Source organism: Rhodococcus sp. As11, assembly GCF_048957735.1.
Taxonomy (GTDB): domain Bacteria; phylum Actinomycetota; class Actinomycetes; order Mycobacteriales; family Mycobacteriaceae; genus Rhodococcus; species Rhodococcus gordoniae.
In genome coordinates this window covers 271,204-297,023 of the sequence record NZ_JARDJE010000007.1, presented here as the reverse complement: position 1 = coordinate 297,023, position 25,820 = coordinate 271,204, and the positions used below count along the sequence as shown (strand labels likewise).

29 protein-coding genes are annotated in these 25,820 nt (G+C 67.3%); 15 read left to right on the top strand and 14 right to left on the bottom strand.

Annotated elements, in window-relative coordinates:
• The coding region (locus PV766_RS12435) for an AMP-binding protein (RefSeq protein ID WP_421097104.1) at positions 1-626 on the bottom strand (626 nt) is incomplete at its 3' end.
• 674 nt (positions 627-1,300) lie between these two features.
• Positions 1,301-2,872 carry an FMN-binding glutamate synthase family protein gene (locus PV766_RS12430; protein ID WP_421097103.1) on the bottom strand — a complete coding sequence of 524 codons (1,572 nt, stop codon included), beginning with the start codon at positions 2,870-2,872 and terminating at the stop codon, positions 1,301-1,303.
• A gap of 122 nt (positions 2,873-2,994) precedes the next feature.
• On the opposite strand from PV766_RS12430, the gene PV766_RS12425 reads away from it, so the two are divergent.
• A complete protein-coding gene (locus PV766_RS12425) occupies positions 2,995-5,370 on the top strand; it encodes an FdhF/YdeP family oxidoreductase (RefSeq protein WP_421097102.1) in 2,376 nt (791 codons plus the stop codon).
• Between the two features lie 7 nt (positions 5,371-5,377).
• Here PV766_RS12425 and PV766_RS12420 read toward each other — a convergent pair whose 3' ends face one another.
• Positions 5,378-6,376 carry an MBL fold metallo-hydrolase gene (locus PV766_RS12420; RefSeq protein WP_421097101.1) on the bottom strand — a complete coding sequence of 333 codons (999 nt, stop codon included), beginning with the start codon at positions 6,374-6,376 and terminating at the stop codon, positions 5,378-5,380.
• 97 nt (positions 6,377-6,473) lie between these two features.
• Between PV766_RS12420 and PV766_RS12415 the strand changes: the two genes are divergently transcribed.
• The gene (locus PV766_RS12415; RefSeq protein WP_421097100.1) at positions 6,474-6,953 is read left to right on the top strand and encodes a TspO/MBR family protein; all 480 of its coding nucleotides are present in this window, start codon (positions 6,474-6,476) and stop codon (positions 6,951-6,953) included.
• Positions 6,954-6,995: 42 nt separating this feature from the next.
• Here the strand turns inward: PV766_RS12415 and PV766_RS12410 are convergent, their stop codons facing one another.
• Together PV766_RS12410 and PV766_RS12405 are read right to left on the bottom strand one after the other, a co-directional pair.
• Entirely contained in the window at positions 6,996-7,235 is a 240-nt protein-coding gene (locus PV766_RS12410) for a toxin (protein WP_421097099.1), read from the bottom strand.
• Positions 7,232-7,492: a ribbon-helix-helix domain-containing protein gene (locus PV766_RS12405; RefSeq protein WP_421097098.1), complete on the bottom strand. Its 261-nt coding sequence runs from the start codon at positions 7,490-7,492 to the stop codon at positions 7,232-7,234. The genes PV766_RS12410 and PV766_RS12405 overlap by 4 nt, the downstream gene beginning before the upstream one ends.
• A 54-nt stretch (positions 7,493-7,546) precedes the next feature.
• On the opposite strand from PV766_RS12405, the gene PV766_RS12400 reads away from it, so the two are divergent.
• Entirely contained in the window at positions 7,547-7,729 is a 183-nt protein-coding gene (locus tag PV766_RS12400; protein ID WP_006553115.1) for a hypothetical protein, read from the top strand.
• A gap of 79 nt (positions 7,730-7,808) precedes the next feature.
• Positions 7,809-9,152, top strand: a complete 1,344-nt coding sequence (locus PV766_RS12395) for a phosphotransferase (RefSeq protein WP_421097097.1) — start codon at positions 7,809-7,811, stop codon at positions 9,150-9,152.
• A 4-nt stretch (positions 9,153-9,156) separates the two neighbouring features.
• Here the strand turns inward: PV766_RS12395 and PV766_RS12390 are convergent, their stop codons facing one another.
• From PV766_RS12390 to PV766_RS12380, 3 genes are read right to left on the bottom strand one after another with little or no spacing between them, the layout of a single operon-like run.
• Complete coding sequence (locus PV766_RS12390; RefSeq protein ID WP_129975292.1) at positions 9,157-10,773, bottom strand: solute symporter family protein; 1,617 nt, start codon at positions 10,771-10,773, stop codon at positions 9,157-9,159.
• Positions 10,770-11,144 carry a DUF485 domain-containing protein gene (locus tag PV766_RS12385; protein WP_255161838.1) on the bottom strand — a complete coding sequence of 125 codons (375 nt, stop codon included), beginning with the start codon at positions 11,142-11,144 and terminating at the stop codon, positions 10,770-10,772. The genes PV766_RS12390 and PV766_RS12385 overlap by 4 nt, the downstream gene beginning before the upstream one ends.
• Positions 11,141-11,638 (bottom strand): nuclear transport factor 2 family protein, encoded by a 498-nt coding sequence (locus PV766_RS12380; protein WP_064062416.1) that lies wholly within the window; start codon positions 11,636-11,638, stop codon positions 11,141-11,143. Before PV766_RS12380 ends, PV766_RS12385 begins: the two co-directional genes overlap by 4 nt.
• A gap of 122 nt (positions 11,639-11,760) precedes the next feature.
• Between PV766_RS12380 and PV766_RS12375 the strand changes: the two genes are divergently transcribed.
• The 5 genes from PV766_RS12375 to PV766_RS12355 all read left to right on the top strand — a co-directional run bounded on the left by PV766_RS12375 (position 11,761) and on the right by PV766_RS12355 (position 16,946).
• Complete coding sequence (locus PV766_RS12375; protein WP_016931642.1) at positions 11,761-12,360, top strand: TetR/AcrR family transcriptional regulator; 600 nt, start codon at positions 11,761-11,763, stop codon at positions 12,358-12,360.
• Between the two features lie 86 nt (positions 12,361-12,446).
• Positions 12,447-13,643: an acyl-CoA dehydrogenase family protein gene (locus PV766_RS12370; RefSeq protein ID WP_129975294.1), complete on the top strand. Its 1,197-nt coding sequence runs from the start codon at positions 12,447-12,449 to the stop codon at positions 13,641-13,643.
• The gene (locus PV766_RS12365) at positions 13,640-14,380 is read left to right on the top strand and encodes a hypothetical protein (protein ID WP_129975296.1); all 741 of its coding nucleotides are present in this window, start codon (positions 13,640-13,642) and stop codon (positions 14,378-14,380) included. Before PV766_RS12370 ends, PV766_RS12365 begins: the two co-directional genes overlap by 4 nt.
• A complete protein-coding gene (locus PV766_RS12360; protein WP_421097096.1) occupies positions 14,377-15,252 on the top strand; it encodes an alpha/beta fold hydrolase in 876 nt (291 codons plus the stop codon). Before PV766_RS12365 ends, PV766_RS12360 begins: the two co-directional genes overlap by 4 nt.
• A complete protein-coding gene (locus PV766_RS12355) occupies positions 15,249-16,946 on the top strand; it encodes an AMP-binding protein (protein ID WP_371053467.1) in 1,698 nt (565 codons plus the stop codon). The genes PV766_RS12360 and PV766_RS12355 overlap by 4 nt, the downstream gene beginning before the upstream one ends.
• 50 nt (positions 16,947-16,996) lie before the next feature.
• Here PV766_RS12355 and PV766_RS12350 read toward each other — a convergent pair whose 3' ends face one another.
• Entirely contained in the window at positions 16,997-17,326 is a 330-nt protein-coding gene (locus PV766_RS12350) for a GYD domain-containing protein (protein WP_026002754.1), read from the bottom strand.
• Positions 17,327-17,456: 130 nt separating this feature from the next.
• Between PV766_RS12350 and PV766_RS12345 the strand changes: the two genes are divergently transcribed.
• Entirely contained in the window at positions 17,457-17,864 is a 408-nt protein-coding gene (locus PV766_RS12345; RefSeq protein WP_064062421.1) for a PPOX class F420-dependent oxidoreductase, read from the top strand.
• 24 nt (positions 17,865-17,888) lie between these two features.
• Here PV766_RS12345 and PV766_RS12340 read toward each other — a convergent pair whose 3' ends face one another.
• Positions 17,889-18,470, bottom strand: a complete 582-nt coding sequence (locus PV766_RS12340; protein WP_129975304.1) for an HdeD family acid-resistance protein — start codon at positions 18,468-18,470, stop codon at positions 17,889-17,891.
• 98 nt (positions 18,471-18,568) lie between these two features.
• On the opposite strand from PV766_RS12340, the gene PV766_RS12335 reads away from it, so the two are divergent.
• The gene (locus PV766_RS12335) at positions 18,569-19,381 is read left to right on the top strand and encodes a DUF72 domain-containing protein (RefSeq protein ID WP_064062423.1); all 813 of its coding nucleotides are present in this window, start codon (positions 18,569-18,571) and stop codon (positions 19,379-19,381) included.
• A gap of 32 nt (positions 19,382-19,413) precedes the next feature.
• On the top strand, positions 19,414-19,893 hold the full coding sequence (locus tag PV766_RS12330) for a hypothetical protein (protein WP_064062424.1): 480 nt from the start codon (positions 19,414-19,416) through the stop codon (positions 19,891-19,893).
• 13 nt (positions 19,894-19,906) lie between these two features.
• Here PV766_RS12330 and PV766_RS12325 read toward each other — a convergent pair whose 3' ends face one another.
• A complete protein-coding gene (locus tag PV766_RS12325) occupies positions 19,907-20,419 on the bottom strand; it encodes a MarR family winged helix-turn-helix transcriptional regulator (RefSeq protein ID WP_129975308.1) in 513 nt (170 codons plus the stop codon).
• A 70-nt stretch (positions 20,420-20,489) separates the two neighbouring features.
• Here PV766_RS12325 and PV766_RS12320 point away from each other — a divergent pair, with 70 nt between their 5' ends.
• The gene (locus tag PV766_RS12320; protein WP_421097095.1) at positions 20,490-21,902 is read left to right on the top strand and encodes an FUSC family protein; all 1,413 of its coding nucleotides are present in this window, start codon (positions 20,490-20,492) and stop codon (positions 21,900-21,902) included.
• A gap of 62 nt (positions 21,903-21,964) precedes the next feature.
• Here the strand turns inward: PV766_RS12320 and PV766_RS12315 are convergent, their stop codons facing one another.
• Both PV766_RS12315 and PV766_RS12310 read right to left on the bottom strand, forming a co-directional pair.
• Complete coding sequence (locus tag PV766_RS12315; protein WP_064062427.1) at positions 21,965-22,363, bottom strand: histone-like nucleoid-structuring protein Lsr2; 399 nt, start codon at positions 22,361-22,363, stop codon at positions 21,965-21,967.
• Between the two features lie 38 nt (positions 22,364-22,401).
• The gene (locus PV766_RS12310; protein WP_255161834.1) at positions 22,402-23,496 is read right to left on the bottom strand and encodes a nucleoside hydrolase; all 1,095 of its coding nucleotides are present in this window, start codon (positions 23,494-23,496) and stop codon (positions 22,402-22,404) included.
• Positions 23,497-23,537: 41 nt separating this feature from the next.
• On the opposite strand from PV766_RS12310, the gene PV766_RS12305 reads away from it, so the two are divergent.
• On the top strand, positions 23,538-24,344 hold the full coding sequence (locus PV766_RS12305) for an acyl-CoA thioesterase domain-containing protein (RefSeq protein WP_064062429.1): 807 nt from the start codon (positions 23,538-23,540) through the stop codon (positions 24,342-24,344).
• Positions 24,345-24,363: 19 nt separating this feature from the next.
• Positions 24,364-25,014, top strand: coding sequence for a cyclase family protein (locus PV766_RS12300; RefSeq protein ID WP_129975314.1), 651 nt, complete (start codon positions 24,364-24,366; stop codon positions 25,012-25,014).
• Positions 25,015-25,063: 49 nt separating this feature from the next.
• Here PV766_RS12300 and PV766_RS12295 read toward each other — a convergent pair whose 3' ends face one another.
• Positions 25,064-25,735: a FadR/GntR family transcriptional regulator gene (locus PV766_RS12295; RefSeq protein WP_006553137.1), complete on the bottom strand. Its 672-nt coding sequence runs from the start codon at positions 25,733-25,735 to the stop codon at positions 25,064-25,066.
• Positions 25,736-25,820: the final 85 nt, after the last annotated feature.

Here is a 25,820-nt window from a genome sequence, read left to right as displayed (position 1 = left end):
GTTCGCCCGCCGCAGCTCGCGGTTCTCTCGTTCCAACTGCGCGATCCGTTCGGCATCACTGGTCGTGGTTCCCGGGCCGAGTAGTACCGAATCTGCGAGGAAAGTTCCCGCGAAGACCACGGGACACCCTTGGGGACACCGGTCGTCCCGCTCGTATAGAGCATGAGAATCGGATCGAGCACATCGCACGTCGTAGACCACTGCGGTTCGACTTCATCAGCGATCGTGGACGCCGCGATCCCCGTCGGGTCGAAGTGGAGCAGTCCGAGAGTGTCATCCAGCTCGCTCGTCGTTACCCATACCGTCGCTTCGAGTTCCTCGATGCACTGGCGCAACGTGGCCTCGGACGAGTTCGGGTCGAGCAGGGCAGGCGTGATGTTCTCGGTGAACGCTCCGAAGCACGCGACAACGAAATCCAGATCGAGTGCGCCTGTCATGACGATGTTGCTTCCGGGGCGCGCGCCGGCGGCGAGCATGCTCCGTCCTGCGGCCGCGGCCCGCGCGAGAAGCTCCTCGAAGGACAGAGACCTCCCCGTCTTCGCCTCGATCATGGCTGTGACATGGGGGCGTGCCCGCGCCGACGCGATCAGCTCATCCAAGAGAACGTTGCCCGTGAAGTGGTTCATTGTGTCCTTCGGTCGGCTACATCTGGAGGCGTCCCTCCAGACGAGCGCTCAGAATAGACCATTCGGTATGATTTACCGCCACTGTCGGAGAAGGGGACGAATTCCTGCGGGTCGGCAGCTCCAGGGCCGTCGACGAGTGTGTACTCGTCGAGCACCACCCGCTCACTCGTGGCGATAGTCTGAGGGTCGCATCGGGCGCCCGTAGCCGAGGTCGACGCGAGCGACGACGGTGCCCTGGTCGAGGAAGCATTGTCGGAACAGGATTCGGTACTGCGTGTCGATGGGGATCGCGACGGGTGCCGACATGTGTTCTCGGCCCCCTCATCGCGTTCGCATGGAACGAGTTCTGCTCCGCCCCTGTATTACTCCACGCTGTACCAACTCAACACTGTCACCCGGTGATTCGTTCCGGCAACCATTCCTTGGGAAGAAATCGGTAGTCACCCTCCCTGGGGCAACCGAAGGTACGGATGCCGAGGTTCGACGAACGGCTGTGACTTTTCGAGATGGTTCCGGACCGGTAGAGGGTGATGACGCATGCTCCACCGAGATCGATTGTGCTGCAGACCCACACGGTTCCGCCGACCTCTGTGCGTCGGCCGTGTCGTGCAGTTGCCGGACCGGTTCCGGTCGGTGGGGCGTTCGGTCCGTACCGCCGACGCACGCGCGCACGACTACGACGTAGCCGTAGACCTCTCGGTCCCACCCGGCGTCGTCACGGCCTCCACGGTCATCAGCCGGGTGATCTCTTCGCGGTCGGCTTGCGAGGGCAGCCCCCACCCGTCCCGGTAGCCGTACAGCTCCCGCAGGGTGACGGCGCGTCGATTGCCGTCGGCGATCTCGATGTCGTCGACGGTGATGAGGCCGGGATGCGCCACACCCGTCGCCTGCGCGATCTTGAATACGTCGCGGCGGAGGGCTTCGATGTAGTCGGCGACGCGGTCGGCCTTGGTCGGGACGTCGAGTCCTCGGGTGAGCCAACGGTTCTGCGTCGCCACTCCGGTGGGGCACCGGTCGGTATGGCATTTCTGCGCCTGGATGCATCCGATCGAGAACATCGGTTCGCGGGCGACGTTGACCATGTCGCATCCGAGCGCCATCGCCACCACCGCGTTGTCGGGCAGGCCGAGTTTGCCGGCACCGATGAAGGTGACGTCGTCGGTCAGGCCGGCCTCGGCGAATGTCGCGTAGACCCGCGCGAAGCCGCTGCGGAACGGAAGCGATACGGCGTCGGCGAACACCAAAGGTGCTGCGCCGGTTCCACCTTCGCCGCCGTCGACGGTGACGAAGTCGATGCCGCGGTCGGTCTCGCTCATCTGGCGTGTGAGTTCGTCCCAGAAGGTCGTGTCGCCCACGGCGGACTTGATCCCCACGGGAAGTCCCGTTTCGGCTGCGAGCAGTTCGACCCAATCGAGCAGACCGTCGATGTCGTGGAACTCGGTGTGGCGTGACGGGCTCACGCAGTCCTTGCCGACGGGGATTCCGCGGGCCTCGGCGATCTCCGGGGTGACCTTGGCTCCGGGTAGCAATCCGCCCAGTCCGGGCTTGGCGCCCTGACTGAGTTTGATCTCCAGGGCACGCACGGGTGCCGATTCGACGACCCGCTTCAATCGTGCGAGGTCGAAGTGTCCGTCCTCGTCGCGGCAACCGAAATAGCCGGTGCCGATCTGGAAGATCAACTCTCCACCGTTGCGGTGGTACGTCGTCAGGCCGCCTTCACCGGTGTTCTGCAGGCATCCGGCCGCCCCGGCACCCCGGTTGAGTGCTTCCACGGCGGCACCGGACAGCGAACCGAAGCTCATCGCCGAGATGTTGACGAACGACTCGGGACGGAAGGCACGGGCACGTCCCCGGGCAGCGCCGAGCACCTTCGCGGACGGGATCGACACCTTTTCGCCCCCGTGAGGGGCACTCGACGGCGGCAGGTCCGAGAACGTGCGGTGCTTGATGATCGTGTACCCGTCGGTGTACTCGATGTCGTTGTCGCTGCCGAATCCGAAGGTGTTGGTGACGTTCTTCGACGAAGCGTATATCCACCGGCGCTGATCGCGGTTGAACGGCCGTTCCTCGTTGTTGTTCGTCGTGATGTACTGCCGCAGTTCGGGTCCCAGCGACTCCAGCAGATAGCGGCCGTGCCCGAGAATCGGGAAGTTGCGTAGCAGCGAATGTCGCTTCTGCACAAGATCGTAGGCACCGACAGCGGCCGCCGCAGCGGCCGGGATTCCGAGCATTTTCGACCGTCCCATTTCCCGAGAGTACGTCCGGATGGGGTTGCGCGATGCGGGTCCGGGCGTAATCGCCTACCCGTTTCGGCAGGCACCGGACCGGGGTACTCCTCGGCAAACCGTGCGTGGGGAGAGGTGATCGGATGCTGAACCGTGACCGGCGGTCCGACTACGACGAAGGCGACCTCGAGGTCGGAGACCGGAAGAAGGCCGCAGCGGGTGTCACCGGCGTCGCCGTGGCGGTGAAGCGATCCCTCGAGCAGTTGGGACTGATGCGTTCCGCCGAGACACTGCTCGAGTTGAACCAGGCCGAAGGGTTCGACTGCCCGAGCTGCGCATGGCCCGATCCCGACCCCGGTCATCGCAAGATCGCCGAGTTCTGCGAGAACGGTGCCAAGGCTGTCGCCGAGGAGGGCACCACGCGACGCGCCGACCCCGGGTTCTTCGCGCGGTACAGCATCGCGGAACTGGCCGGGCACAGCGAGCTGTGGCTCGGCAAGCAGGGCCGCATCACGCATCCGATGGTCAAGCGGCCCGGCGCCACGCACTACACCCCGATCGAGTGGGACGAGGCCTTCACTCTCATCGGTGAACAGCTGAAGTCGCTGGACAGCCCCGATCAGGCCACCTTCTACACGTCCGGACGGGCATCGAACGAAGCGGCCTTCGTGTACCAGCTGTTCGCGCGGGCGTTCGGGACGAACAACCTGCCCGACTGCTCGAACATGTGCCACGAGTCCACGAGCATCGCGCTACAGGAGTCGATCGGCATCGGCAAGGCCAGCGTCACGCTCGACGATGTGCACCACGCCGAGCTGATCATCCTGCAGGGACAGAACCCCGGCACCAACCACCCGCGCATGCTCACCGCACTCGAAGAGGCCAAGCAGAACGGCGCGAAGATCCTGACGATCAACCCGCTGCGCGAAGCGGGGCTGGTCAACTTCCGGAACCCGCAGACACCGCGCGGCGTGCTCGGTCGGGGAACGGATCTGTCCGACCTGCATCTGTCGATCAAGGTGAATGGCGACCTCGCGCTGCTGCAGGCGTTCGGGTCGCTGCTCGTCGAATGGGACGCGCTCGACCACGACTTCGTGCAGAGCCGCACCCGGGGATTCGACGAATGGGTCGAACACGTCCGGGACATCGACTGGGACGAGGTGGTTGCTGCGACCGGCCTGTCGCGTCAGCAGATCACCGAGGCCGCGCAGATGGTGCGCCGCTCGAAGGCGACGGTCTTCTGCTGGGCCATGGGGATCACTCAGCACCGCAACGCGGTCGCGACCGTCAAGGAGATCTGCAACCTCGCGTTCGCGCAGGGCAACATCGGCAAGCGCGGCGCGGGGTTGATGCCGGTGCGTGGCCATTCGAACGTTCAGGGCGACCGCACGATGGGGATCTGGGAACGCGCACCGCAGAGTTTCCTCGACGCGATCGAGAAGGAGTTCGGCTTCGATCCTCCTCGTGAGAACGGTTACGACACGGTCGATTCGATCAAGGCGATGCGCGACGGCAAGGTGCGGTTCTTCCTCGGCCTCGGCGGCAACTTCGTGCAGGCGGCGCCGGACACCGCCGTCACCGCCGAGGCGATGGCAGGCATCGACATGACGGTGCACATCTCGACGAAACCCAACCGCTCCCATCTGGTCTGCGGCAGAACCGCATTGATCCTCCCGACGCTCGGGCGTACCGACAAGGACGTCCAGGCCTCGGGACCGCAGTTCGTGTCGGTCGAGGACACGACGTGTGCCGTCCACGCCTCGCGGGGGCCGCTGAAGCCGCCCGGTGGGCACGTGCGTTCGGAGGTCGCGATCATCACCGGCATCGCCGAGGCCACGCTCGGCGACCGCTACGGGATCGACTGGAAGGCGATGCGCGACGACTACGCGAACATCCGCTCGCGCATCTCCCGCGTCGTCCCGGGTTGTGAAGGCTACGAGGTCGATGTCCGGCGTCCGGGAGGGTTCATCCTGCCGCATCCGCCCCGCGATACCCGAAGCTTCGAGACCGATTCGGGTAAGGCGGAATTCGCTGTTTCGCCGGTGGAGGTGGTTCAGGTCCCGCCGGGGCATCTGCTGCTGCAGACGATGCGCAGTCACGACCAGTTCAACACCACCATCTACGGCCTCAGCGACCGCTACCGCGGGATCGAGGGCGGCCGTCGCGTCGTGTTCATGCACCGGGACGACATCGCCGCACTGGGTTTCGACGACGGAGACTTCGTCGACCTGTTCACACGATGGGACGGCGACGACCGCGAACGGTGCGCCACGAGGTTCCGGATCGTCGAGTACGACCTGCCGCGGGGAAGTGCGGCCGCCTACTATCCGGAGACCAACCCTCTCGTCCCGCTCGATTCGACTGCGCTGAAGAGCAACTGCCCCACCTACAAGTCGATCGTGATCTCCCTGACGCCCGCCGGAAGTCGCGACGACGAATGCCCGGACGTCCTCGGAACCGCGCCCGTCGGGTCGGACTGGTCGCACAAGACGATCCCGGAGCCGAAGCACCTGTCCTGACCGGCGGTCAGGACGCCTCGAATGTGCCTTCGCGCAGCAGGGTCTCGGCCGTCACGAAGGCCGCAGCGCGTCGCCTCACGGTGGGCGGCGCCGGTGGGTTGCCGTTCCACTGGTCGAACAGGGTGCTCAGGCTCAGCGCGATGCGCTCCGGCGACTCCCAGTGGCGCCACGCATCGAAGTCCGTCGTGCGCACGAGCATCCGCGCTGTCTCGAGCGGCGTGAGTCCGGCCCGGTGATGATCGTGGGCGGCGTCGCGCAGCCAGAGCCAGTAGTCGCGCAGTGCTCGGATCTCCGCCGCACCGCAGGTCGGTCCGTGTCCGGGCACGTACACCGCGGCGTCCCAGCCGAGCAGACGGTCGAGCGCCGACAACCAGTTGTCGAGCGGGCCGTGCCACAGGATCGGAGTCGAACCGATGAACAGCAGGTCGCCGGTGAAGACCACGCCGGCGTCGGGGACACGGGCGACGAGATCGCCGGCGGTGTGGCACGGCCCGAGCTGCTCGAGTTCGACCACGCGACCACCGATCTCCAGAGACAGCGAGGTCGTGAAGGTGGTGTCGGGCATCCGGGGTGTGCGACGGGGAAAGCGGGCGTCGCCGCGGACGCGCGCCATGTAGGCACCTGCCGCGCCGATCGGTCCCGGCAGCCGCCGGATCAGCGAGCCCGTGCCCGCGAGCACCGTGAGGGCGCGCGGTGGAAGATCTTCGCGCATGGCGTCCAGTGCGGCGGCGCTGGTGATGATCCGTGTATCGGATGGCAGCGTGTCGTTGCCCCACCAGTGGTCGCCGTCGCTGTGCGTGTTCACGACATCGGTGATCGGAGCATCGGCGACGAGCGGTGTCTGCACCTCGGCGATGCGTCGCGCCCACTCGACATCCCACACCGTATCGACGACCAGCGATGCCGATCCCGGGCAGACGACCAGTCCCGTGTTGGCCTCGCCCCAACCGCCCGGTGTGCGTACGAACGCCCAGACACCGTCACCGACCTGCTGTAACCCGCTCATATCGTCCTTCCCGCCCGCCACCCTACCGACGTCCGTTTCCCGGATGTTCGGCTCGGGTAGCCCACGGGCAACCGTCCTCGACAGGAGCCGATACGACATGAGACTCAGCACCGTGCTCGCGACCGCCGCCGCTACGACGACGACCGCGCTCGTCGGGTCGATCGCCTCCCAGGATACGAACTCCCGGTGGTACCGCAAGCTGCGCAAGCCGGGTTTCCAGCCCCCGGCCGCAGCGTTTCCGATCGTGTGGACCGCGCTGTATGCCGATATCGCGGTGACCTCGGCCGCCGCGATCGACGAGTACACCGAGGCCGACGATGACACGGGCCGTCGCAATTACATCGCTGCGCTCGCCACGAATCTCGTCCTCAACGCGTCGTGGTCGTGGGTGTTCTTCAAGTGGCATCGGCTGATGCCTGCCACTGTGGTGGCCGCACTGCTCGCCGCCAGCACCGCAGATCTGACCCGCCGGACGGCCGCGGCGAATCCGGCTGCGGGTGCCGCGCTGGCTCCGTACTCGGCGTGGACGGCGTTCGCCACGCTGCTGACCGGACGGATCACGCAGCTTAATCGCTGATCCACAGAGTCACGGAGCGGTACACGTCCGGAAGGGGCGAAATCAAGGCAGTAGATCGAAGTACTGTGGTCGGGCCTTCATCGCGTGGATGAGAAGCTCGTTGCCGCTGTCAAAACGCAGAACGACCAGTTCCAGCAGGCGGCCCTTCGGGTCGAAACCGAGCCGAAATTCTCGTGCGGGATGGTCGTTATCAAGATCGGCTGCGTAGACGGGGTGTTGAGCTGCGTGGATGCTGTCGGCTTCGTCGATTCCGTGCTTGCGGGCAGATCGGTGTACCCTCACGCGACCTGAATCCAGGCGCGGATCGCTTCCCGAATCGCTTCCGATCTGGACACATGCTCTTCCTCTGCCCGCGCGTTCAGCGCCTGCAGCAACGCTTCGTCCATACGGACCGGCACCACCGTTGCGGGACCTTCTCCGATGGTCGGGCGACCACGCTTACGCAAAGCGGCGACGTCGTAGCCGGCTTCGGCTTCGTCGGCCCACCCTTCGATCATCTCCTCGGTGACGGGGATGCCGTCGATCGTCTCGTCAGCCATACCAATAGTGTAATACGAATATAGAGGGCTCCCCTGATGGGCGATGATAGAGCCATGTTGGAAACACCCGTCGTCATCGGTATCGGATCCATCTGCGTGGGGTTCGTCTTCTTCATGCTCGCCGCGACGGGGACGCGATCACGCTGGGACAAGAAGATCACGATCACGCTGTTCGCGCTCGCCATCGTCTTCATGACGATCATCCCGGTGATCGGCGCGGTGGGGTTCGCGGCCTGACCCTCCACGGCCGAAGTACTCGCACACCGCGGATCACCGTGGGAGTATCCACCGCAGGAAACCGAACAGGGAGGTCCCGGTGGGCGGCGTCAGCGGTGAATTGAAAGACGAACTGGCGAAGCGTCTTTCGTCGGTTCTCGGCGGTACGTGGACGCTGCGGCGCATCGAGCGGCTCACCGGGGGTGCGAGCCGGGAGACGTGGGCGTTCACCGCGGCGTCGGACACCGGCACCGTCCGGGAGTTGATCCTGCGCCGCGATCCGCCGGGTCGCGAGGACACCCACCGGATCGCGATGGAAGCGGCGTCGTTCGACGAAGCGGCGCGCGTCGGGGTGCCCGTGCCCGACATCATCGACCGCAGTGGCGACGAGCCGCGCCCCGGAATCGGCGCCTATCTCGTGATGTCACGGGTGCCCGGTGAGGCGCTCCCGCAGAAATTGTTGCGCGACGAGAATCTGGCCGACGTCCGGGCCACGCTGCCCTACGAACTCGGGCGCATCCTGGCGAAGATCCACCGCATGGACATCGGGGCCGTACCGAACCTCCCCGAGTACGACCCGCTGACCTTCCTGCTCGACGAGTACGTCGCCACCGGCGCGCCCGTGCCGGCACTCGAGGCGGCGTTCGCCTGGCTGACCGGCAATCGCCCAGCGGCAACCGGAAAGACATTCGTCCACGGCGACTTCCGCAACGGCAATCTGCTCGTCGACCCGGTCGGGGTGCACGGGGTACTCGACTGGGAACTGGCGCACGTCGGTGATCCGATGGAGGACCTCGGGTGGCTGTGCACCAGGGCGTGGCGTTTCGGGTCACCCCACCCTGCCGGTGGGTTCGGGTCCCGCGACGACCTGTTCCGCGGTTACGCCGACGAATCGGGACAGAACCCCGATCCCGACGTCGTTCGGTGGTGGGAGGTCTACGGATCGCTGCGGTGGGCGGTGATCTGCCGGATGCAGGCCGCCGCGGCGTCGTCGGGAGGCGACAACACCCTCGAACTGCTGGCCATCGGTCGCCGCGTCGCCGAGTGCGAACACGATCTGCTGGATCTGCTCGGCGTTCCTCCCCACGACGACGCGGAGACCGCTCCCGTTGCGGATCTCCTCGGGACGCCGCCTGTGGAGGAGTTGCTCGGCGCCGTCCGGGAATTCGTGCTGGAAGTCGGGTCGGGTGCCGACGCGAAGACCCGGTACCGCAGCAGGGTCGCGGCGCACGTACTCGGCATCGCCGCGCGGGAGGCCGCCGTCGCGCCGGCGGTGCGGGAGATCTACCGGGTGCGGCTCGCCGGTCTCGGCTACCGCTCGGAGACGGAGCTCGCCCTGGGAGTGCGGGCAGGACGAGATCACCTCGACGACCCGCAGGTCGCCGAGGTGATCAGGGGGTTCGCCGCGAACCGGCTGAAGGTTGCGAACCCGAAATATCGATGACGGATCAGTGTGTGCCGGCGGCCTCCGCGCCGATGCCGGTCTCCGCGCGTACGAGCATCTCGGCGAACTTCTCGTCCTCGAGGCGGCCACGTCCCCGACGCTTCTCGCCGACGATCGAACCGATCATGCAGGCGGCGATGCCGAGCGGCATGGTGACGATCACCGGAAGCTGGATGGTCAGGGGAGCGGGACCGCTGCCCATCCACAGCGCTTCGGTGAACATCAGGCTCACGATCGTCGAGACGAGGCCGGTGAGCACACCCCACACCGCGCCGGTGGCGTTGAACCGCCGCCAGTTCAGGCTCAGCACGAGGGCGGGCAGGTGTGCGCTGCCGGCCACCATGAACGCCATGCCCATGAAGAAGGTGATGTTGGTGTCGTCACCGATGAGCATGGCCAGGCCGATCGCGATGACGCTGAAGGTCACCGCTCCGTAGCGGGCGATGCGGGCCTGCGCGTCGTCTTCTCGGGCCTGGTCGTCCGCATCGAGGTGCTCGATCGGTTCCTTCCGGGTGAGGGCGGGCCACACGTCGCGGGCGAAGGTGCCCGCCGCGGAGATCACGACACCGGCGACGACCGCGACGATGGACGCGAATGCCACGGCCGCGACCAGCGCCAGGGCCACCGATCCACCGACGGTGCCCACGCCACCACCGAGTTCGGTGACGAGGACCGGTGCGGCGAGATTTCCGCCCGGGCCGACGAGGTCCGTTCCGTCCGGGCCGAGCAGTGCCGCGGCGCCGAAGCCCATCACGATGACGACCAGGTAGAACAGGCTGCACAGTGCGACGGTCCAGCCGAGCGAACGACGTGCCGTGGTGGCCTCGGGAACGGTGAAGAACCGGATGAGGATGTGTGCCATGCCTGCGGTGCCCAGGGCGAATGCGAGAGCGTAGGAGACGAGGTTGATCGCGCTCGTCTGCCCGAAGATCAGACCGGGCGACAGGATCGCGTCACCTGCCACGGCGTTGTCTGTGGCTGCATCGAGGACCTTCGGGAAGGCGAAGCCGAACTGCGCCAGAATGCCGAAGCACACGATGATCGCGAGCACCGACAGGATCGTCGACTTGATGACCTGCACCCAGGTGGTGGCAAGCATGCCGCCGACGAAGACGTAGACGCCCATGAGCGATCCGGCGACGACCACCGACAGCCAGAACGGGATGCCGGAGACGGATTCGAGGAGCACGCCCGCGGCGACGAGCTGGGCGAGCAGCACGAAGGTGCCGGTGGCGATGGTGCTCAGCGCGACCGCGACCCGCACATTGCGGGAGTCGGTCCGGAAGACGAGGACGTCGGCGAGGGTGTACTTGCCGAGATTGCGCATCTTCTCCGCGAGGAGGAACAGGACCGGCAGGAACGAGATGACGGACGTGAACAGGATGACCGTTCCGTCGACGCCCTTCGAGAAGATCAGGCCGGTGGTGCCGAGGAAGCTGCCGGCGGAGATGAACTCGCCGGCGATGGCGAATCCGTTCTGCCAGCTCGAGATCGAGCGACCGGCGGCGAAGAAGCCGTCGGCGCTCTTTGCGCGTCGGGACGCAGCGAAGGTCACCCACAGGGTCAGCGAGATGACGGCGCTGCAGATCGCGATGGCGAGATGGTCGGCGTCGCCGCTCATGATTCGATCTCCTCGGATGCGGGACGGTTCTGCTCGACGGCCGCGACGGCGTCGTCGACGGCGGGTCCGATATAGGTGCGGGAGAGGCGGAAGTACGCCCAGACCAGCACCCAGGTGCCTGCGAACTGTGAGAACACGACCCACAGCGACAGCGGGATGCCGAAGACGGAATTGGTTCCCAGCCGGTCGGGGAATCCGATGAACGCGATCAGGAAGGTCGCGAACAGCACGACGGTGATACCGCCGAGGGTGTTCGTGACCCGACTGCGGCGGCGACGCAGTTCCGCGACTTCGGGAAGGTGGAGCATCCTCGTCCAGACGAGCTCGTCCTTCGGGGATGTCGCGTTGTCGCCGGCGACGGTGTCGGTCATGCCCGCACCGCCGCACCGCGGGCGCTGTCGAGCGCGAAGAGGTTCTCGTCCCAGCCGGCCTCGAGCGGGCCGAAGAAGTGGAAACGCACCTGCTTGACCTTGTAGAGCCAGCGACCGCCGATCTTGACGAGCTGATCGTTGTAGCGCCCGGCTGCGATGGCCGGGGCGCCGTCGGTGACGCACGGCTGCCACAGGAACGAACGCACCGTGGCGCGGTCACCGTCGAGGTCGATCTCGAGGTTCGTGATGAAGTGCCAGAAGGAGGTCAGGCCGCCGTCGGCGAGTCCTGCGAAGAAGGAGCGCATCTCCGCCTTGCCCCGGGGATGGGACAGACCGTCGAATTCGCCGTCGTCGGTGAACAGATCCATCAGGGCATCCCAGTTGCCGTCGTCGAGGTGGCGGCAGTATTGCGCGTCGAGCCGGCGGATCGCCTCGAGGTCTTCGAGACGGGTGATGCGTTCGAGAAGGGAGGGTTCGAGCTGGGGGTTGGACACAGAAGATCCTCCGAAGTCCGTTATTAACGACCGTTCATGTGAGCTGGACCATAACAAGCGCGAAGATCTGCGTCAACGGAAGGTTGTTGCTGGTCGGCGCCCCTCGTGCTTACTGTGCAGGGATGAACAGCCGGTCGAACGGTACGTCCTCGTCCATTCGCGAACGGATTCTCGAGACCGCACTCGACGAGTTCTACGAGTGTGGCTTTCACGGCGCGACGATGCGCAACATCGCCAACTCCGCAGGTTGCAGCGCTGCCAACGTCTACAACCATTTCGAGAACAAGTCGGAACTGCTCGTGGAGATTCTGCGTCGCGCGAGCGACGAGCAGTTCACGGCGACCCGCAACGCTCTGCGGAAGGTCGGCGACGATCCCGCCGAGCGGTGGCGCGCGGCCGTGGCCGCCCACGCGCTGTACACCGCGCGGAATCCGCGTGCGTGCCTGGTGGCGAACTCCGAGTTGCGCTATCTCGGCCGGCTCGACCGCACGCGCGTGGTCGGTTCCCGCGACGCGCAGGAACAGTTGTTCGTCGACATCGCAGAAGACGGTGTGTCCCAAGGGATCTTCTCCCTCGAGCGGGTGCATCAGGGCGTCACCGCGGTGCTGACGATGTGCGCCGGCATCCCCCTGTGGTTCCGGGAGGACGGTCCGCTCACGGCCCAGGAGGTCGCCGACGACTTCGCCGGATACGCGCTCAATCTGGTCGGATATTCGCGCTGAGCCGTTGACGGGCTCTGGGTGCCGTGCTGTACTGGGGTGAACAAGCGTTAATGACCTACTCCGGTCCATCGAAGGAGTGCACCCCCATGACCCACCGCCCCTCGCAGCCGCGTACCGACTCGCCGCGCTATCTCACCGAGGAACGACTCGCGATCCGCGACCTCGCCCGCGACTTCGCGATGACGAAGGTGCTGCCCGTCGCCAACGAGCTCGACCCCGTCCAGGGCACGATCCCCGACTCCCTCAAGAAGGAGATGGCCGAGATCGGCTTCTTCGGGATCATGATCCCCGAGGAGCACGGCGGTCTCGGACTCGGAGTGTTCGAGTACTGCCTCGTCGCCGAGGAACTCTCGCGGGCCTGGATGAGCGTCTCGGGTCTGCTCGCCCGCGGCAACGGCATGGGCGGCGGCTTCACGCCCGAACAGGAGGCGGCGCTGCTGCCCAAGGTCGCGCGCGGTGAGTATCTCGGTGCATACGCGCTGTCGGAGGCCGAGGCCGGATCCGACGTCGCCAACATCTCGTGCCGCGCCGTGCGCGACGGTGACGACTGGGTCGTCAACGGCACCAAGATGTGGTGCACCTACGCCGACGAGGCCGACTATCTCGTGCTCTTCGCCCGCACCGATCCGAACAAGGATCCGGCCAAGCCACACCGCGGGATCAGCGCCTTCCTCGTCGAGAAGGAACGCGGCGTGTTCCCCGAGGGCATCTCGGGCACCAAGGTCCGCAAGATCGGCTACTTCGGCTGGAGCACCTGGGAGCTGTCGTTCGACGACTTCCGCATCCCGGCCGACACGATGCTCGGCGAGGAGGGCAAGGGCTTCTATCTCGCCGTCTCCGGTCTCGAAGTGGGCCGTGCCCACACCGCCGCCCGCGCCATCGGTCTCGCCCGCGCCGCGCTCGAGGATTCCATCGAGTACGTGCACACCCGGCGGCAGTTCGGCCGTCCCATCGGCGACTTCCAGCACCTGCGGTTCAAGATCGCGAAGATGGCCGCCGACATCGAGGCCGCGCGCCAGCTGATGTATTCGGTGGCCACCGACATCGACACCGGCCGCCGCTGTTCGCTCGAGGCGTCGATGTGCAAGCTCGTCGCCACCGAGATGGCCGAGCAGGTCACCAGCGAAGCCGTGCAGATCCACGGCGGTGCCGGTTACACCACCGACTTCCAGGTCGAGCGCCACTGGCGCGACGCGCGTCTGACGAAGATCTTCGAGGGCACCAGCGAGATCCAGATGCGGATCATCTCCGACGAACTCCTGGGAAGGCCCGAATCGGCATGAGCGCACACACCACCACCCGACCGCTCACCGTGGGAGACCGGGTCACCTCCGAACCTCGTGCCGTGGCCGACGTCCTGACCGCCGCCGGTTCCGTCGCGCCGGCCGGCTCACCCGTCCTCGGTGCCCTCGCCGTCGCGTCGCTCGTCCCACCCGTGCCGGGTGGCGTTCCGTCCGGATTCGACTGGCACGCACATGATCCGGTCTCCGCATCGGACGTCGTCTCGGCGGACGCCGTGCTCACCCGCGTGTCCGGCCGGACGGTACGCCGCTTCGTCCGGCTCGTGGACGCCACCGGTACGGTGCGCGAATCCGGAACCGAGACCTGGTCCTTCGGCGACGAACTGCCGACGGTTCCCGAGTTGGACTTCTGCACTCCTGCCTGGGGCGGCTTGCTGGCCGAGAGTCTCTCCGAGGATCGGGAATTCACCGCGGCGCTGTCCACCTGGGACGGCACCATCGGGTTGCGCAGCGGCGAGACCGAACTGCACCTGCGCATCTACAAGGGCCGCATCGTCGACGTCACCCGGCGCACCCCGCACGGCGCGACGTTCACCTTCGTCGCACCCGACCACGCCTGGGCCGGCCTCGTCCTGTCCGAGGAGAACGACTTCATGCGCCGCGCCATCCGCGGTGAGTTCTCGTCCACCGGAGACGGATACGAGTACCTGCGCCTGACCAAGCCGCTCAACACGATCATCGGGCACGCCCGTGCCCTCGCCCGGAAGGCCCGCTCATGATCGAGGCCCGCTACCTGGAGATCGGCGGAGCGCTCGGCTTCGTCGAGATCGTCACGCCCGACGCGCATTCCGGTAACGGGGTCGACGCGGCGGAACTGCCCACGGTCCTGTGCCTCCACACCGCCGGCCAGAGCGGGGTGCAGTGGCGTCATGTCGCTCGCGCGCTCGCCGAACGCGGTTACCGCGTCGTGGTACCCGATCTGCCCGGGCACGGCCGTTCCGAACCCGCCCCCGGTGGTCCCGTCACGAGTCTCGTCGCCTACGGCGACTGGCTGTGCGCGATGCTCGACGCGCTCGGCATCGACCGGCCGTTCGTCATGGGCTGCTCGATCGGCGGCAAGCTCACTCTCGAGCTCGCGACCCGCCCGGACCGTCCGCTGTCCGGCGCCGTGGCCATGGAAGCCGAGGCCGGCCCGGGGCGTGTCAACGTCGCCGGATTGCGCCGCGAACTCGAGGACGTCGCCGGTCCGTCGCGTTCCGAACGCACCTATCTGGGAACTCTTGCATCCGTGGGCCGTTCGGTCCCGGAATCGAAGGCGCACACGATCGCGCTCATGCACAAGCGGGAGGATCCGGAGATCTCGTCGTCGGATCTCATCGGGTGGGGAACCCACGATGTGCGCGACCGGCTCGACCAGGTGGCCGCACCGATCCACCTCGTCGCCGGTGTCGACGACCCGTGGATCGACCCTGATGCTGTGGCACAGGCCGCGGACGCGATCAACGACGTTCTTCCCGGACAAGCCCGCTTCACGGCACTGGTCGGCATCGGGCACTATCCGATGGAGGAGATCGACGACTTCGCCGCACTCGCCGACACCTGGATCGGTGAGCTGCGCCGGGCCGGCATCCCCGAGGAGGCAGCGCTGTGACCACCACCCGACTCGACACCCTGCCTGCCATGCTCGACGGGCTCGCCGCCGCGAATCCGGACGCACCGATCGTCTACGACATCGTCGACGACGCGGCGGTGGCCCGCAGTCGCGGAGAGTTCCGCGACCGCGTCGCAGCCGTGCGAGGCGAACTCGAACAGATCGGCCTGAGCGCCGGTCGATGCGTCGCCGTGATGCTGCCGAACTGGTCCGATGCCCTCGTGTGGCAGTTCGCGGCCTCCGCGCTCGGTGCGCACGTCATCGGCGTCAACACCCGTTACAACACCCGCGAGGTCGCCCACATCCTCACCGCGGCGCGACCTGCCGTCGTCGCGGTGCCGGCCGCCTTCCACGGACTCGACCTGTTCGGCCGGCTCACGGAGGCCGCGGAGTCCGTGTCCGAGGTGGACACCCCGGTGGTCGCGGTGGTGCCCGGACCGGCGAACGCGTCGGCGTCCCCGGCCGATTTCGACCTCGGTGGAGGGGCCTGGATCGCGGGTAGCGGCGACACCCGTGGTGCGACGGCGCCCGAGACGCCCGACACCGCGACGCTCACCCCGGCGGGTGCCGACGACGATCCCGAGGACCGGATCGCAGTGGCGTTCACGACGTCCGGTTCCACCGGCGTGCCCAAGCTGGCCGCGCACCGCGACAGCGCGATCGTCCGCCACGGTCGCGCCGACGCCGCGGTCATGAAGGTCACCGACGGTGATGTCGCGCTGTGCGTGCTTCCCGTCTCGGGGGTATTCGGTTTCAGCACCGCGATGGCTGCCCTCGCCGGTGGTGGAGCACTGCTCATGGAGACCGTCTTCGACCCGGCGGCCGTGCTGCGCCGCATGCGGGAGGTGAAGGTCACCCATGCGGTGGGCGCCGACGACCTGTTCGGCCGCCTCTACGACGCCTGGCACGAGGGTGACGGCGTCGATCTGTCGTCGCTGCGCTGGGTGGGCATCGCCGACTTCCTCGGCCGCTCCCACGAGATCGCCCGCTGGTTGCGCGACGAGTTCGGCACCCACACCTCCGGTGTGTTCGGCTCGTCGGAAGTGTTCGCCCTCGCGATGCTGTGGAACGCCGACGATCCGGAGTCGGTGCGATGGAACGGTGGCGGTCGCGCGGTCGACACCGCGATCGAACTGCGGGTCGCCGATCCGTACGACGACCGGGTCCTGCCGGCCGGAGAACAAGGCGAGTTGCAGTTCCGCGGTCCGAACGTCGTCGACGCTTATCTCGGCAACCCCGACGCTGCGGCGCGCGCGTTCACCGCGGACGGATGGTTCCGCAGCGGCGACCTCGCGGTCGATCTCGGTGACGGAGGTTATCGCTACGTCTGCCGGATGGGCGACGTGCTGCGCCTGCGTGGCTTCCTCGTCGACCCCGCCGAAATCGAGGTGCGGCTGGCCGAACACCCGGGCGTGGGCACCGCCAAGGTCGTCGGTCTGACCGGTGAGGGCGGCTACACGGAGGCGGTCGGCTTCGTCGTGCCGACACCCGACGCTCCGGCCGGCACCACCGCCGACGCATTGAAGGCGTGGTGCCGCGAGACCCTCGCAGCGTTCAAGGTGCCCACGGCGATCCACATCATCGAGCGGATGCCCACGACGGTCGGCGGTAACGGTTCCAAGATCCGTGCCGTCGAGCTGCGCGAATGGGCCCGGGAGTGGGCCGGTGGCGAGCGCGACTTCCGAAGCGTCTGAACGACCCCCGTGCCGGTACCGGGTGGATCCGGGCCGACGGAGGCGAGCGATCAGCTGTCCGAGCTCCCCGGTGTCCGGTAGCTCGCCTCGCGCCGCGCGGCCTCGTCGACCTGTTCGGGCGTGAGCAGGGCGATCGGCGTGGACCGCGCGGCACCGGACGCGATGGTGCGGAGTTCGAGTGTCGCGGCCGCGATCTCGTCGGGCACTTCGCCGAGCACGTACAGGTCGTGGCCACCGAGTGCGAAGTGCACCGAATCGACCGTCCCACCCACGCTTTCGACCATCCGGACGATGGCGTCGCGCCGGGACGTGCCACCGTCCGTGAGCAGACCGCGGGCGCCGTCCGCGGTGTAGTTCACCTGCCAGAGATATCGCGGCATGATCGTCTCCTTCTCGGGGATGTCGACCTCCATGGTCGGTCCACCTCGCGTCGTTGCGGACGGTTTCGCCGGTAATCGAGGCATAGTCTCGATACGGAAGAGCGCATCCGCCGCATCGAAAGGGAGTGCCGTGCCGAAACGACCGATGCCCGAGGCCGTCGCAGAATTCCTCGCGCAGCCCAACTACGCCACGATCAGTTCCCTGCGCCCGGATGGGCAGCCGGTCTCCGTTCCGACCTGGTACGTCGTCGAGGACGGCCGCATCCTCGTCAACATGGACTCCGGGCGCAAGCGCCTCGAATACCTGCGGAACGATCCGCGGGTCAGTGTGTCGGCGATGGATCCGCAGGATTGGGTCACGCATGTGAGCATCCAGGGACGGGTCGTCGAATTCGCCGACGATCCGTCCCTGGAGGACATCGACCGGATCGCTCGCCACTACACGGGCAAGCCGTACCACGCGCGGGACGGCAAGCGCGTGAACGCGTGGATCGAGATCGATCGCTGGCACGCATGGGGTCGTCTGCGTGATGCCTGAGGCGGGACGGCGGAAGGCCGGTGGTCAGAGGACGCCGGCCTTCTTCGCGACGCTGCGCACCTGGAACGCCAGGATGATGAGCAGCACGCCGAACAGGATCGCGTAGATGCCGAGCAGAACGATCAGACTCAGGATGCCCTCGCCGGGGAAGATCAGCAGCACGATGCCGAACAGGACGGCGACGACGCCCGCGAGCACCGACCACACCCACCCGGAGCCGGGGACCTTCCGGAAGCGGAGGCCACCGACGATGCCGGTGATGCCGAACAGGATGGCGTAGAACGCGATGATGTACAGCAGTGCGAGTGCGGTGATGCCGGGCCAGAACAGCGCGACGAGACCGGCGAGGACGGAGACGACGCCCATGGCGAGCCACCAGCCCCAGCCCTCGGGCTTGTCGCGGATCGACTGGACGACCAGCACGATGCCGTCGATGATGGCGTAGGCCGCGAAGACGACCACCAGAGCCCAGACGGTGATGCCGGGCCAGACGAGGGCGACGACACCGAAGAGAACGGCGAGGATGCCGCGCAGCAGCACCACCCACCAGATCTGCTTCAGCAGTGATCGGAACGGATCGTTGGAAGAAACCGAGCTCGTGGACATGACGGCTCCTGGCGTGTGATGTGATCTTGTAGCCCAGAGGATAAGCGCGGTTGTGGTGCTGCGCGTGCCGAATCGAACCCGAGGTTACGCTCGGGAACGTGGCCGGGGTGAGGATCGGGATATCGGGATGGCGCTATCCGGGCTGGCGCGGAGACTTCTACCCGGAAGGGCTCGTCCAGCGCCGCGAACTCGAATACGCCGCCCACCGGTTCGGATCGATCGAGATCAACGGCTCCTTCTACTCGCTGCAGCGCCCGAGCAGTTATCTCGCGTGGCGGGACGCCGCACCGGACGACTTCGTCTTCGCCGTCAAGGGCGGGCGGTTCGTCACCCACATGAAACGGCTCTCGGGTGTCGACGACGCACTCGCGAACTTCTTCGCCTCCGGTGTGCTCGCGCTCGGCCCGAAACTCGGACCGGTGCTGTGGCAGCTCCCGCCGACCCTCGGTTTCGAGGAGGACAGGCTCGCGGAGTTCTTCGCCCGGTTGCCGCGGACCACGACGGCCGCGGCCGAACTCGCCCGTCGCCACACCGACAAGCTCGCCGACGACCGGGTGTGGGTGGAGGTGGACGCCGAGCGTCCGCTGCGTCATGCCGTCGAGGTGCGGCACCCCGACCTCGCGAGCCCGGAGGCCGTGGAGTTGCTGCGTACGCACGACATCGGGCTCGTCGTCGCCGACACGGCCGGAAAGTTCCCGTTCCTCACCGAGGTCACGAGCGATTTCGTCTATGTGCGGATGCACGGAGACAAGGAGTTGTACGCGAGCGGGTACACCGCCGAGGTTCTCGACGTGTGGGCCGAGAGGATCCGCGGGTGGCTGGGCGACGGCAGGGACGTCTACGTCTACTTCGACAACGACATGAAAGGCTGTGCCCCGCACGACGCGCTCGCGTTGCAGGAACGCCTGTGACCGGGCGTCCACGAGGAGGACAGGAGATCGCTGTGTGGCCCGACCACTGGCCGAGAACGCCGCGGGAGATCGCGGCGGCCACCGCCGATGCGCTCGCCGCCGTCCGCAGCGAGTCGGCCGAGCCCTTCGACGAGGCGGTCGCGGTGCTGGCGGACCTGCCCTACGAGCAGGTCACGGCCGTGCACGCGGGCATGGTCCGGGAGTTGCTCGAAGAACTGCATCCCGACGGACTGGCCGGTGCGGACGTGCAGGCGGTGCTCGAACGCTCCGTCCGCTCCGGACTGCGATGGGTGCCGTCGCTCGAACCCGATGCCGTCGTCGCCGTGCTCACGGGTGCGCTCGGTGTGTCCGATCCCGACGCCGGACGTCCGAGGATCCGTCCCGAGCAGTATCTGGCGGCCGGGTTGCTCGTGGTGGCCGACCTCGTCGCTGCGCGCCGCGTGGCTCCCGAGGCGTACCTGCGCCGCGCCGTGAGCGAGATCGAACGGGCCGAGACGCACGAGATGCCCTGACCGTCGTCGGGGTTCAGTTCGGGTAGTGGTTCTCGACGTTGCGGACGACTCTGCGCAACAGGTCGGACAGGGTCTGCAGTTCGTCGTCGCCGAGCCCTTCGAGCATCTGTTTCTCGCGTGCCAGTCGCCGGGGGAACTCTGCCTCGACCAGTGCGCGGCCTTCGTCGGTGAGGGTGAGCAGCACGACGCGGCCGTCGCGCTCGAGTCGTGTGCGTTCGACGAGACCGAGTGTGGCGAGTCGCTCGGTGTGCTTCGTGGTGGACGCACCGGAGATGCCCGTGATCGAGGTGACCTCGCTGGCACGTAACGGATGGTCGCTGCGGGCGAGCGCGCTGAGCACCTCGAACTCGCTGCGGCTGATGCCGCTCGGTTCGAGTTCCCGATCGAAACAGGTGAGTGCGAGCGACCCGATGCGGGTGATGCGGCCGATCACGTCGATGGGGCGGAGGTCGAGGTCGGGGTAGTGAGCGGTCCATCCGAGACGTACGCGATCGACGTAATCGGGCTGGGGTGTCTCGGAGGGCATGTGGCAAGTCTAACGGCCGCGGACAAACAATTTCATAGATATTTTACTGGTGAAGTAATAGAGTGGACGGATGCTCGACCGCCGACTCGACGACCGCCCTCAGCTCCGTCACGCCCGGGGAGCGCTCGCGCATCCACTGTCGGTGAGTGCGTGGAAGGACGCCCTCGAGGTGCGTCACGGCGACCCGACCGTGGCCGTCGCGCTCCGTGTGGGGTTCGCGACGATGCTCGCTCTCGTCGGCGGTGGTCTGCTCGGTTACGCGCAGGTGGCCGGTTTCGCCGCCCTCGGTGCACTCACGAGTGCCTTCCTGAGATACGAGCCGTATCGGCGTCTCGCGGTGCGACTTCCGTGGGTCGGTCTCGGCATCGTCGGGTACACCGCGTTCGGTGCTGCGCTCGGCGCGATGGGTGCTCCACTGTGGGTGCAGATCGTCGTGCTCTCAGTGGGTTCGGCCGTCGCGTACTGGGCGTTCACGGCCTTCTCCCTCATGGGCCCCGGCCCGGTGATCCTCATCTTCGCGGCCGCCGGCGCCGCCGGTTTCTCCGACGGATGGGAAGATGCGGGCCTGGTTACCGCCGCTGCGGCGATCGGTGCGCTGCTCGGATACGTCGTGGCGATGCTGCCCGCGCTCTCCCATCCCCACACGCCCGCTCGTCTCGCGGTCGCGCGTGCCCTCGCGGCGGTCTCCGACGTCGAAACTCGCGGTGCGGAAGCCGTTCCCGTAGCGCGGCAGAGCATCCGGAAGGCGCGCGAGACCGTCGCACTCAACGCTCCGCGGCGTCCGGACGCCCATGTCCACGAACTGGTCGCCCTGCTCGACGCGGCCGAGACGGTGCTCGACAGCGGACCGCACGACACCTTCCGCGCGCGCCGCGGCGACTTCACCCGATTCGAGTCGGAACTTCGGAAAGCACGGCGCGACATCGAGATTCCACGCGTCGATGTCGAGGGCCGGCCGGTGCTGCCGACGCCGCCCGGCTTCGTCCGTGAAGGATGCGGTCGTCTGCTCGACCGCCTCGTGCTGATCGGAGCGGCCCGGATCTTCGTGGCGTCGTTGCTCGCCGCGTCGCTCGCCGCACTGATCGGGCTCGACCATCCGTTGTGGGCTGCGATGGGTGCCCTGGCGGCGCTGCAAGGACTGAACTACCGCAACACCGTTCAGCGCGGCATCCAGCGTCTGATCGGAAATGTCGGCGGTGCGATGATCGCTGCCGTGCTGCTCGCGCTCGATCCGGGCTACTGGCCGGTGGTCGCGGCCGCCGTGCTGTTCCAGACGCTCACCGAACTCACGGTGACCCGGAACTACGGGCTCGCCTCGGTCGGGGTCACGACGATGGCGTTGCTGCTCACCGGTCTCGGGCAGCACGCGGGTCCGGGCCTCGCCGTCAACCGGGTCGTCGACACCGTCATCGGCGTGGTCGTGGGCGTGATCGTCGCTGCGGTGACCATCCGACGCGACGACCGGCACCATCTCGTCGCGTGACGAGACGGCACCGGTCGTCGGTGGTGCTCATGGCCTGCTGCCGGAAAGCGGCGGGGTGATGCTCAGGAGTGGGCGGCTTCGAACCGCTCGAGGATGTGCCGCGGGATCCGGCCGCGCGAGCTGACGTCGTAACCCTTGTTACGAGCCCAGTGTCGGATCGCGGCCAGTTGCTCCGGCGACCGAGTGGGCGGAATCGCCTTGTGGGTTCCCGCCGTCCGTGTGCGGGCTCGTGCTGCCGTCGTCTTCGGCGTGATGGTGCGGGTGGTCGACGCGGGCTTCGCAGGTGCCTTCTCGTGAAGCCACGGGCGGAGTACCGCCAGGAACTTGTCTGCGTTCGCCGGCCGCAGGTCGATTTCGTACTCGTCGTCGTCGACCGTGATGCGGAACGACTGCGCCAGGCCGTCCATGATCGGTTGGCCGTCGATATCGTCGAAATATTGGACGCGCACTTTCTGTGCCACGTTTTATCTCCTTGTCCCCGAACTGTGCGCTGTCGACGCTAGTTCTTACTCGGGGGTAGGCTCAAATCGCGAATGTACGATCCCACTCGCTCGACGAAATGATCGAAGAACTCGGCCGGGCGGGTGCCCGCCACGATAACCGCGTTCGGCGTCCTCTGCCACATACCGGACAGATCGGCGACCGTCGTACCCCGGGTGAGCCGCCCGTCGAGTTCGACGTCGACCGTCGCGGGCCGGGAGGTGTAGGGAACCGCGCCCAGCGCGACCGCCGCGGCGAACGGGTCGTGCACGTGCGCGAGGAAGCCCAGGCCCTGATCACGATGGAACTCCATGTAGAACCGCAATGCGTCGGAGATGTGGCGGACGAGAGGGACATCGGCCGTCGATCGCGTACCGCGCGGGGCGTCCGGGGAGAGTTCCCCGGAGCGGGGCACCCCGACGACGTCCCCGATCCGCGCGACATGCTCGGGGTACATCTCGATCGACTCGGTGACGTCGAGCGGGCACACGATCGGCCGCCGGTCCGGAGGCGCGATCGAGAAGGCGTCGAACACGACCTTGGCGGCCTCCGGATCCACCGCGACGTTCCATTCCGAGGTCGGTGTCGTATTACCCGGATGGTGGAAACATCCACCCATGATCACGAGGCGACGCAACCGCGTCGGCAGCCCGGGGTCGATACGCAGGGCGAGCGCGAGATTGGTGAGCGGACCGGTGACGAGCCCGGTGAGCTCCCCCGGATGCTCGCGGGTGAGATCGACCCATGCCTGCGCGGCCGATCGCGACGACCGCGAGCGCGACGCAGCGGGAAGTTCCGCGTACCCGATCCCCTGCGGACCGTGGGTGTCCTCGGTGGTCATCAGCGGCGCGACCAACGGAACCTGCGATCCGGCAGCCACTTCGATGTCCGGCCGGCCGCACACCTCGAGCCACGACAGAGTGTTGGCGGTGACCTGGTCCACCGGCACGTTCCCCGCCGTGCACAGGGCGGCGACGATCTCGGCTTCCGGGCTCGCGACGAGATAGAGCAGGGCGAGGGCGTCGTCGATGCCGGTGTCGACGTCGACGATCAGGCGGGTACGGGTGGCCGGAACATCGGGTTCGTGTACGTGCACGATCCCATCTTGGGGCATCCCGATGAGCGCGCCGCGTCCGGTGCTGGGAGAATTTTCGAATGCACGAGCGTAAGAACCGCGGTTATTTCACCGAGGACGACGGTGTCTACCTGCCGACGAAGTACGCGACCAGTCCGTGGTCGGACACGATGCTCAACGGGCCGTGTGTGAGTGGCCTGGTGGCGCGTGAGCTCGAGATCCACCATGCCGTCGATGGTTTCGTCCCGTCCCGGTTCACGCTCGATCTCTTCAGGCCGGTGCGCAACGAGCCGATCACCTTCACCACCACCCGGGTGCGCGACGGCAACCGCATCCGCGTCGCCGACGCGAACCTGATGCAGGGCGGTGAGGTGTCGGCGCGCGCGACGCTCACCTTCCTCCGTAAGTCGGCACCGCCGCCCGGATCGGTGTGGATGCGTGGTGAGTCCCCGACGCCTCCGCCCGGTTCGCCGGAGACACAGCCGGGACCGCTCGAGTACTCGTCGTGGTACGGCAGCGACGGCCCGGGATGGACGCGGGTGCGGTCGGAACACCAGAACTCCGATCGCAAGCGCCTGTGGTCGCGGCAGCTGTCGATCATCGTCGGCGAGGAGCTGTCGCCGTTCGTCAACACCGCGACCGTCGGTGAGGGTACGTCGTTCGTGACCAACTGGTCGGACAAGGGTGTCGGCTACATCAATTCCGATGTCACCCTGGCACTGTCCCGTCTGCCGGAAGGACCGGAGGTCGGTATCGAGGCCGACAACCACATCAGCAGCGAGGGCATCGCGGTCGGCACGGCGGTGTTGTTCGACCGTCTCGGTGCGTTCGGCACCGGTGTGGTCACGGCGCTCGCGAATGCGCAACGGCAGGTCGATTTCGGCTGATCCGAACAGGAGTGATGTCATGCGCGTACGGCGGATCGTCGACCTGACCCACGTGATCTCCCCGGACATCCAGGTCTATCCCGGGGATCCGGCACCGACGTTCACACCGCACGCCACTGTCGAGACCGACGGATTCGACCTGATGCGCATCGACATGGGATCGCAGACCGGCACCCACGTCGACGCGCCCCGGCACGTGCGCAGCGGCGGCGCCGCGATCGACGCGGTACCGCCGGATGTCCTCGTCGGACGCGGTGTGGTGCTCGATGTGCGCGCTGGTGTCGACGCCGGTTCGCTTGTCACCGCCGACATGTGGGGCCGGTGCACGATCGGTCCCGGCGACATCGCGCTGGTCCTCACCGGCTGGTCGCGGTATTTCGGCACCGATCGGTATTTCGACCATCCGGCCATGAGCGTCGACGCGTGCCGGTGGTTGCTCGACCGCGGGGTCCGCACCCTCGGGATCGACGCGCCGAGCGTGGACCCTACGGGTGACGAGACGCTCGCGGCGCATCACGTGCTTGCCGAGGCGGGCGCGATCATCTGCGAGAACCTGCGCAATCTCGACGCGATCGACTTCACGGATCCGCTCGTGTCCTTGTTGCCGATCCCGTTCGCCGGCGTCGACGGGGCCCCGGTGCGGGCGGTCGCGATGCAGATCGAGAAGTGACTGTCCCGCACCCGGGAGGTCGAGAACCGTCCGCAGAAAACCGGCCCGGCTATCGGCCGAGTGCCGTCGTGAGCGAGGACAAGTGGTCGCGGGTGACGGCGGCGGCGGTCACCCCGTCACGGTCCGCGATGGCGTCGTAGATGCGTCGGTGGGTATCGTGGTCGGCGTCGTCCCCGTGGGTGCCGCGCGTGCGGAGCATTTCGATCATGGCGTGACGGTTACGGGGTGTGAAGCCGTCGAACAGGTCGAGAAGGATCGGGTTGTGTGCGGCGACCACGATGGTGCGGTGGAAGACGATGTCGGTGTCGACGTGTTCCTCGATGGCCGTGCGATGGGTTTCGCGTTCCCGCAGTGACTTCTTCAATGCCCGCAGTTCGGCGGGGGTGCGGCGCGCGGCGGCAAGCGCCGAGGCCTCGACCTCGACGGCGATGCGGGCCTCGATCACGGCGAGGATGTCGGCGCGCGCGACCGTGCGCGTCCAGTCCTCGGGTGCGTCGAGAGCGGTGACGAACACGCCGGCGCCCTGCCGGGTGGTCAGGATGCCGCGTCCGGCGAGCTGACGGATCGCTTCGCGGACGGTGGAGCGGCCGACGCCGAGCTGCGGAGCCAGCGTCGTCTCGCCGGGCAGCTTGGCGCCGAGCGGCCATTCTCCGGATCGGATGCGCTCGAGGAGCAGTTCGGCGGCCTGGTCGGCGAGAGGCTCGCGGCGGACGACGGTCATGGTTCCATCATCGCAGAGTCGCCTACTCCTCTACTTGTCTGAGGAGTTATGTTAGCCTTCGGGGCATGTGCTCCTTCGCGTTCCT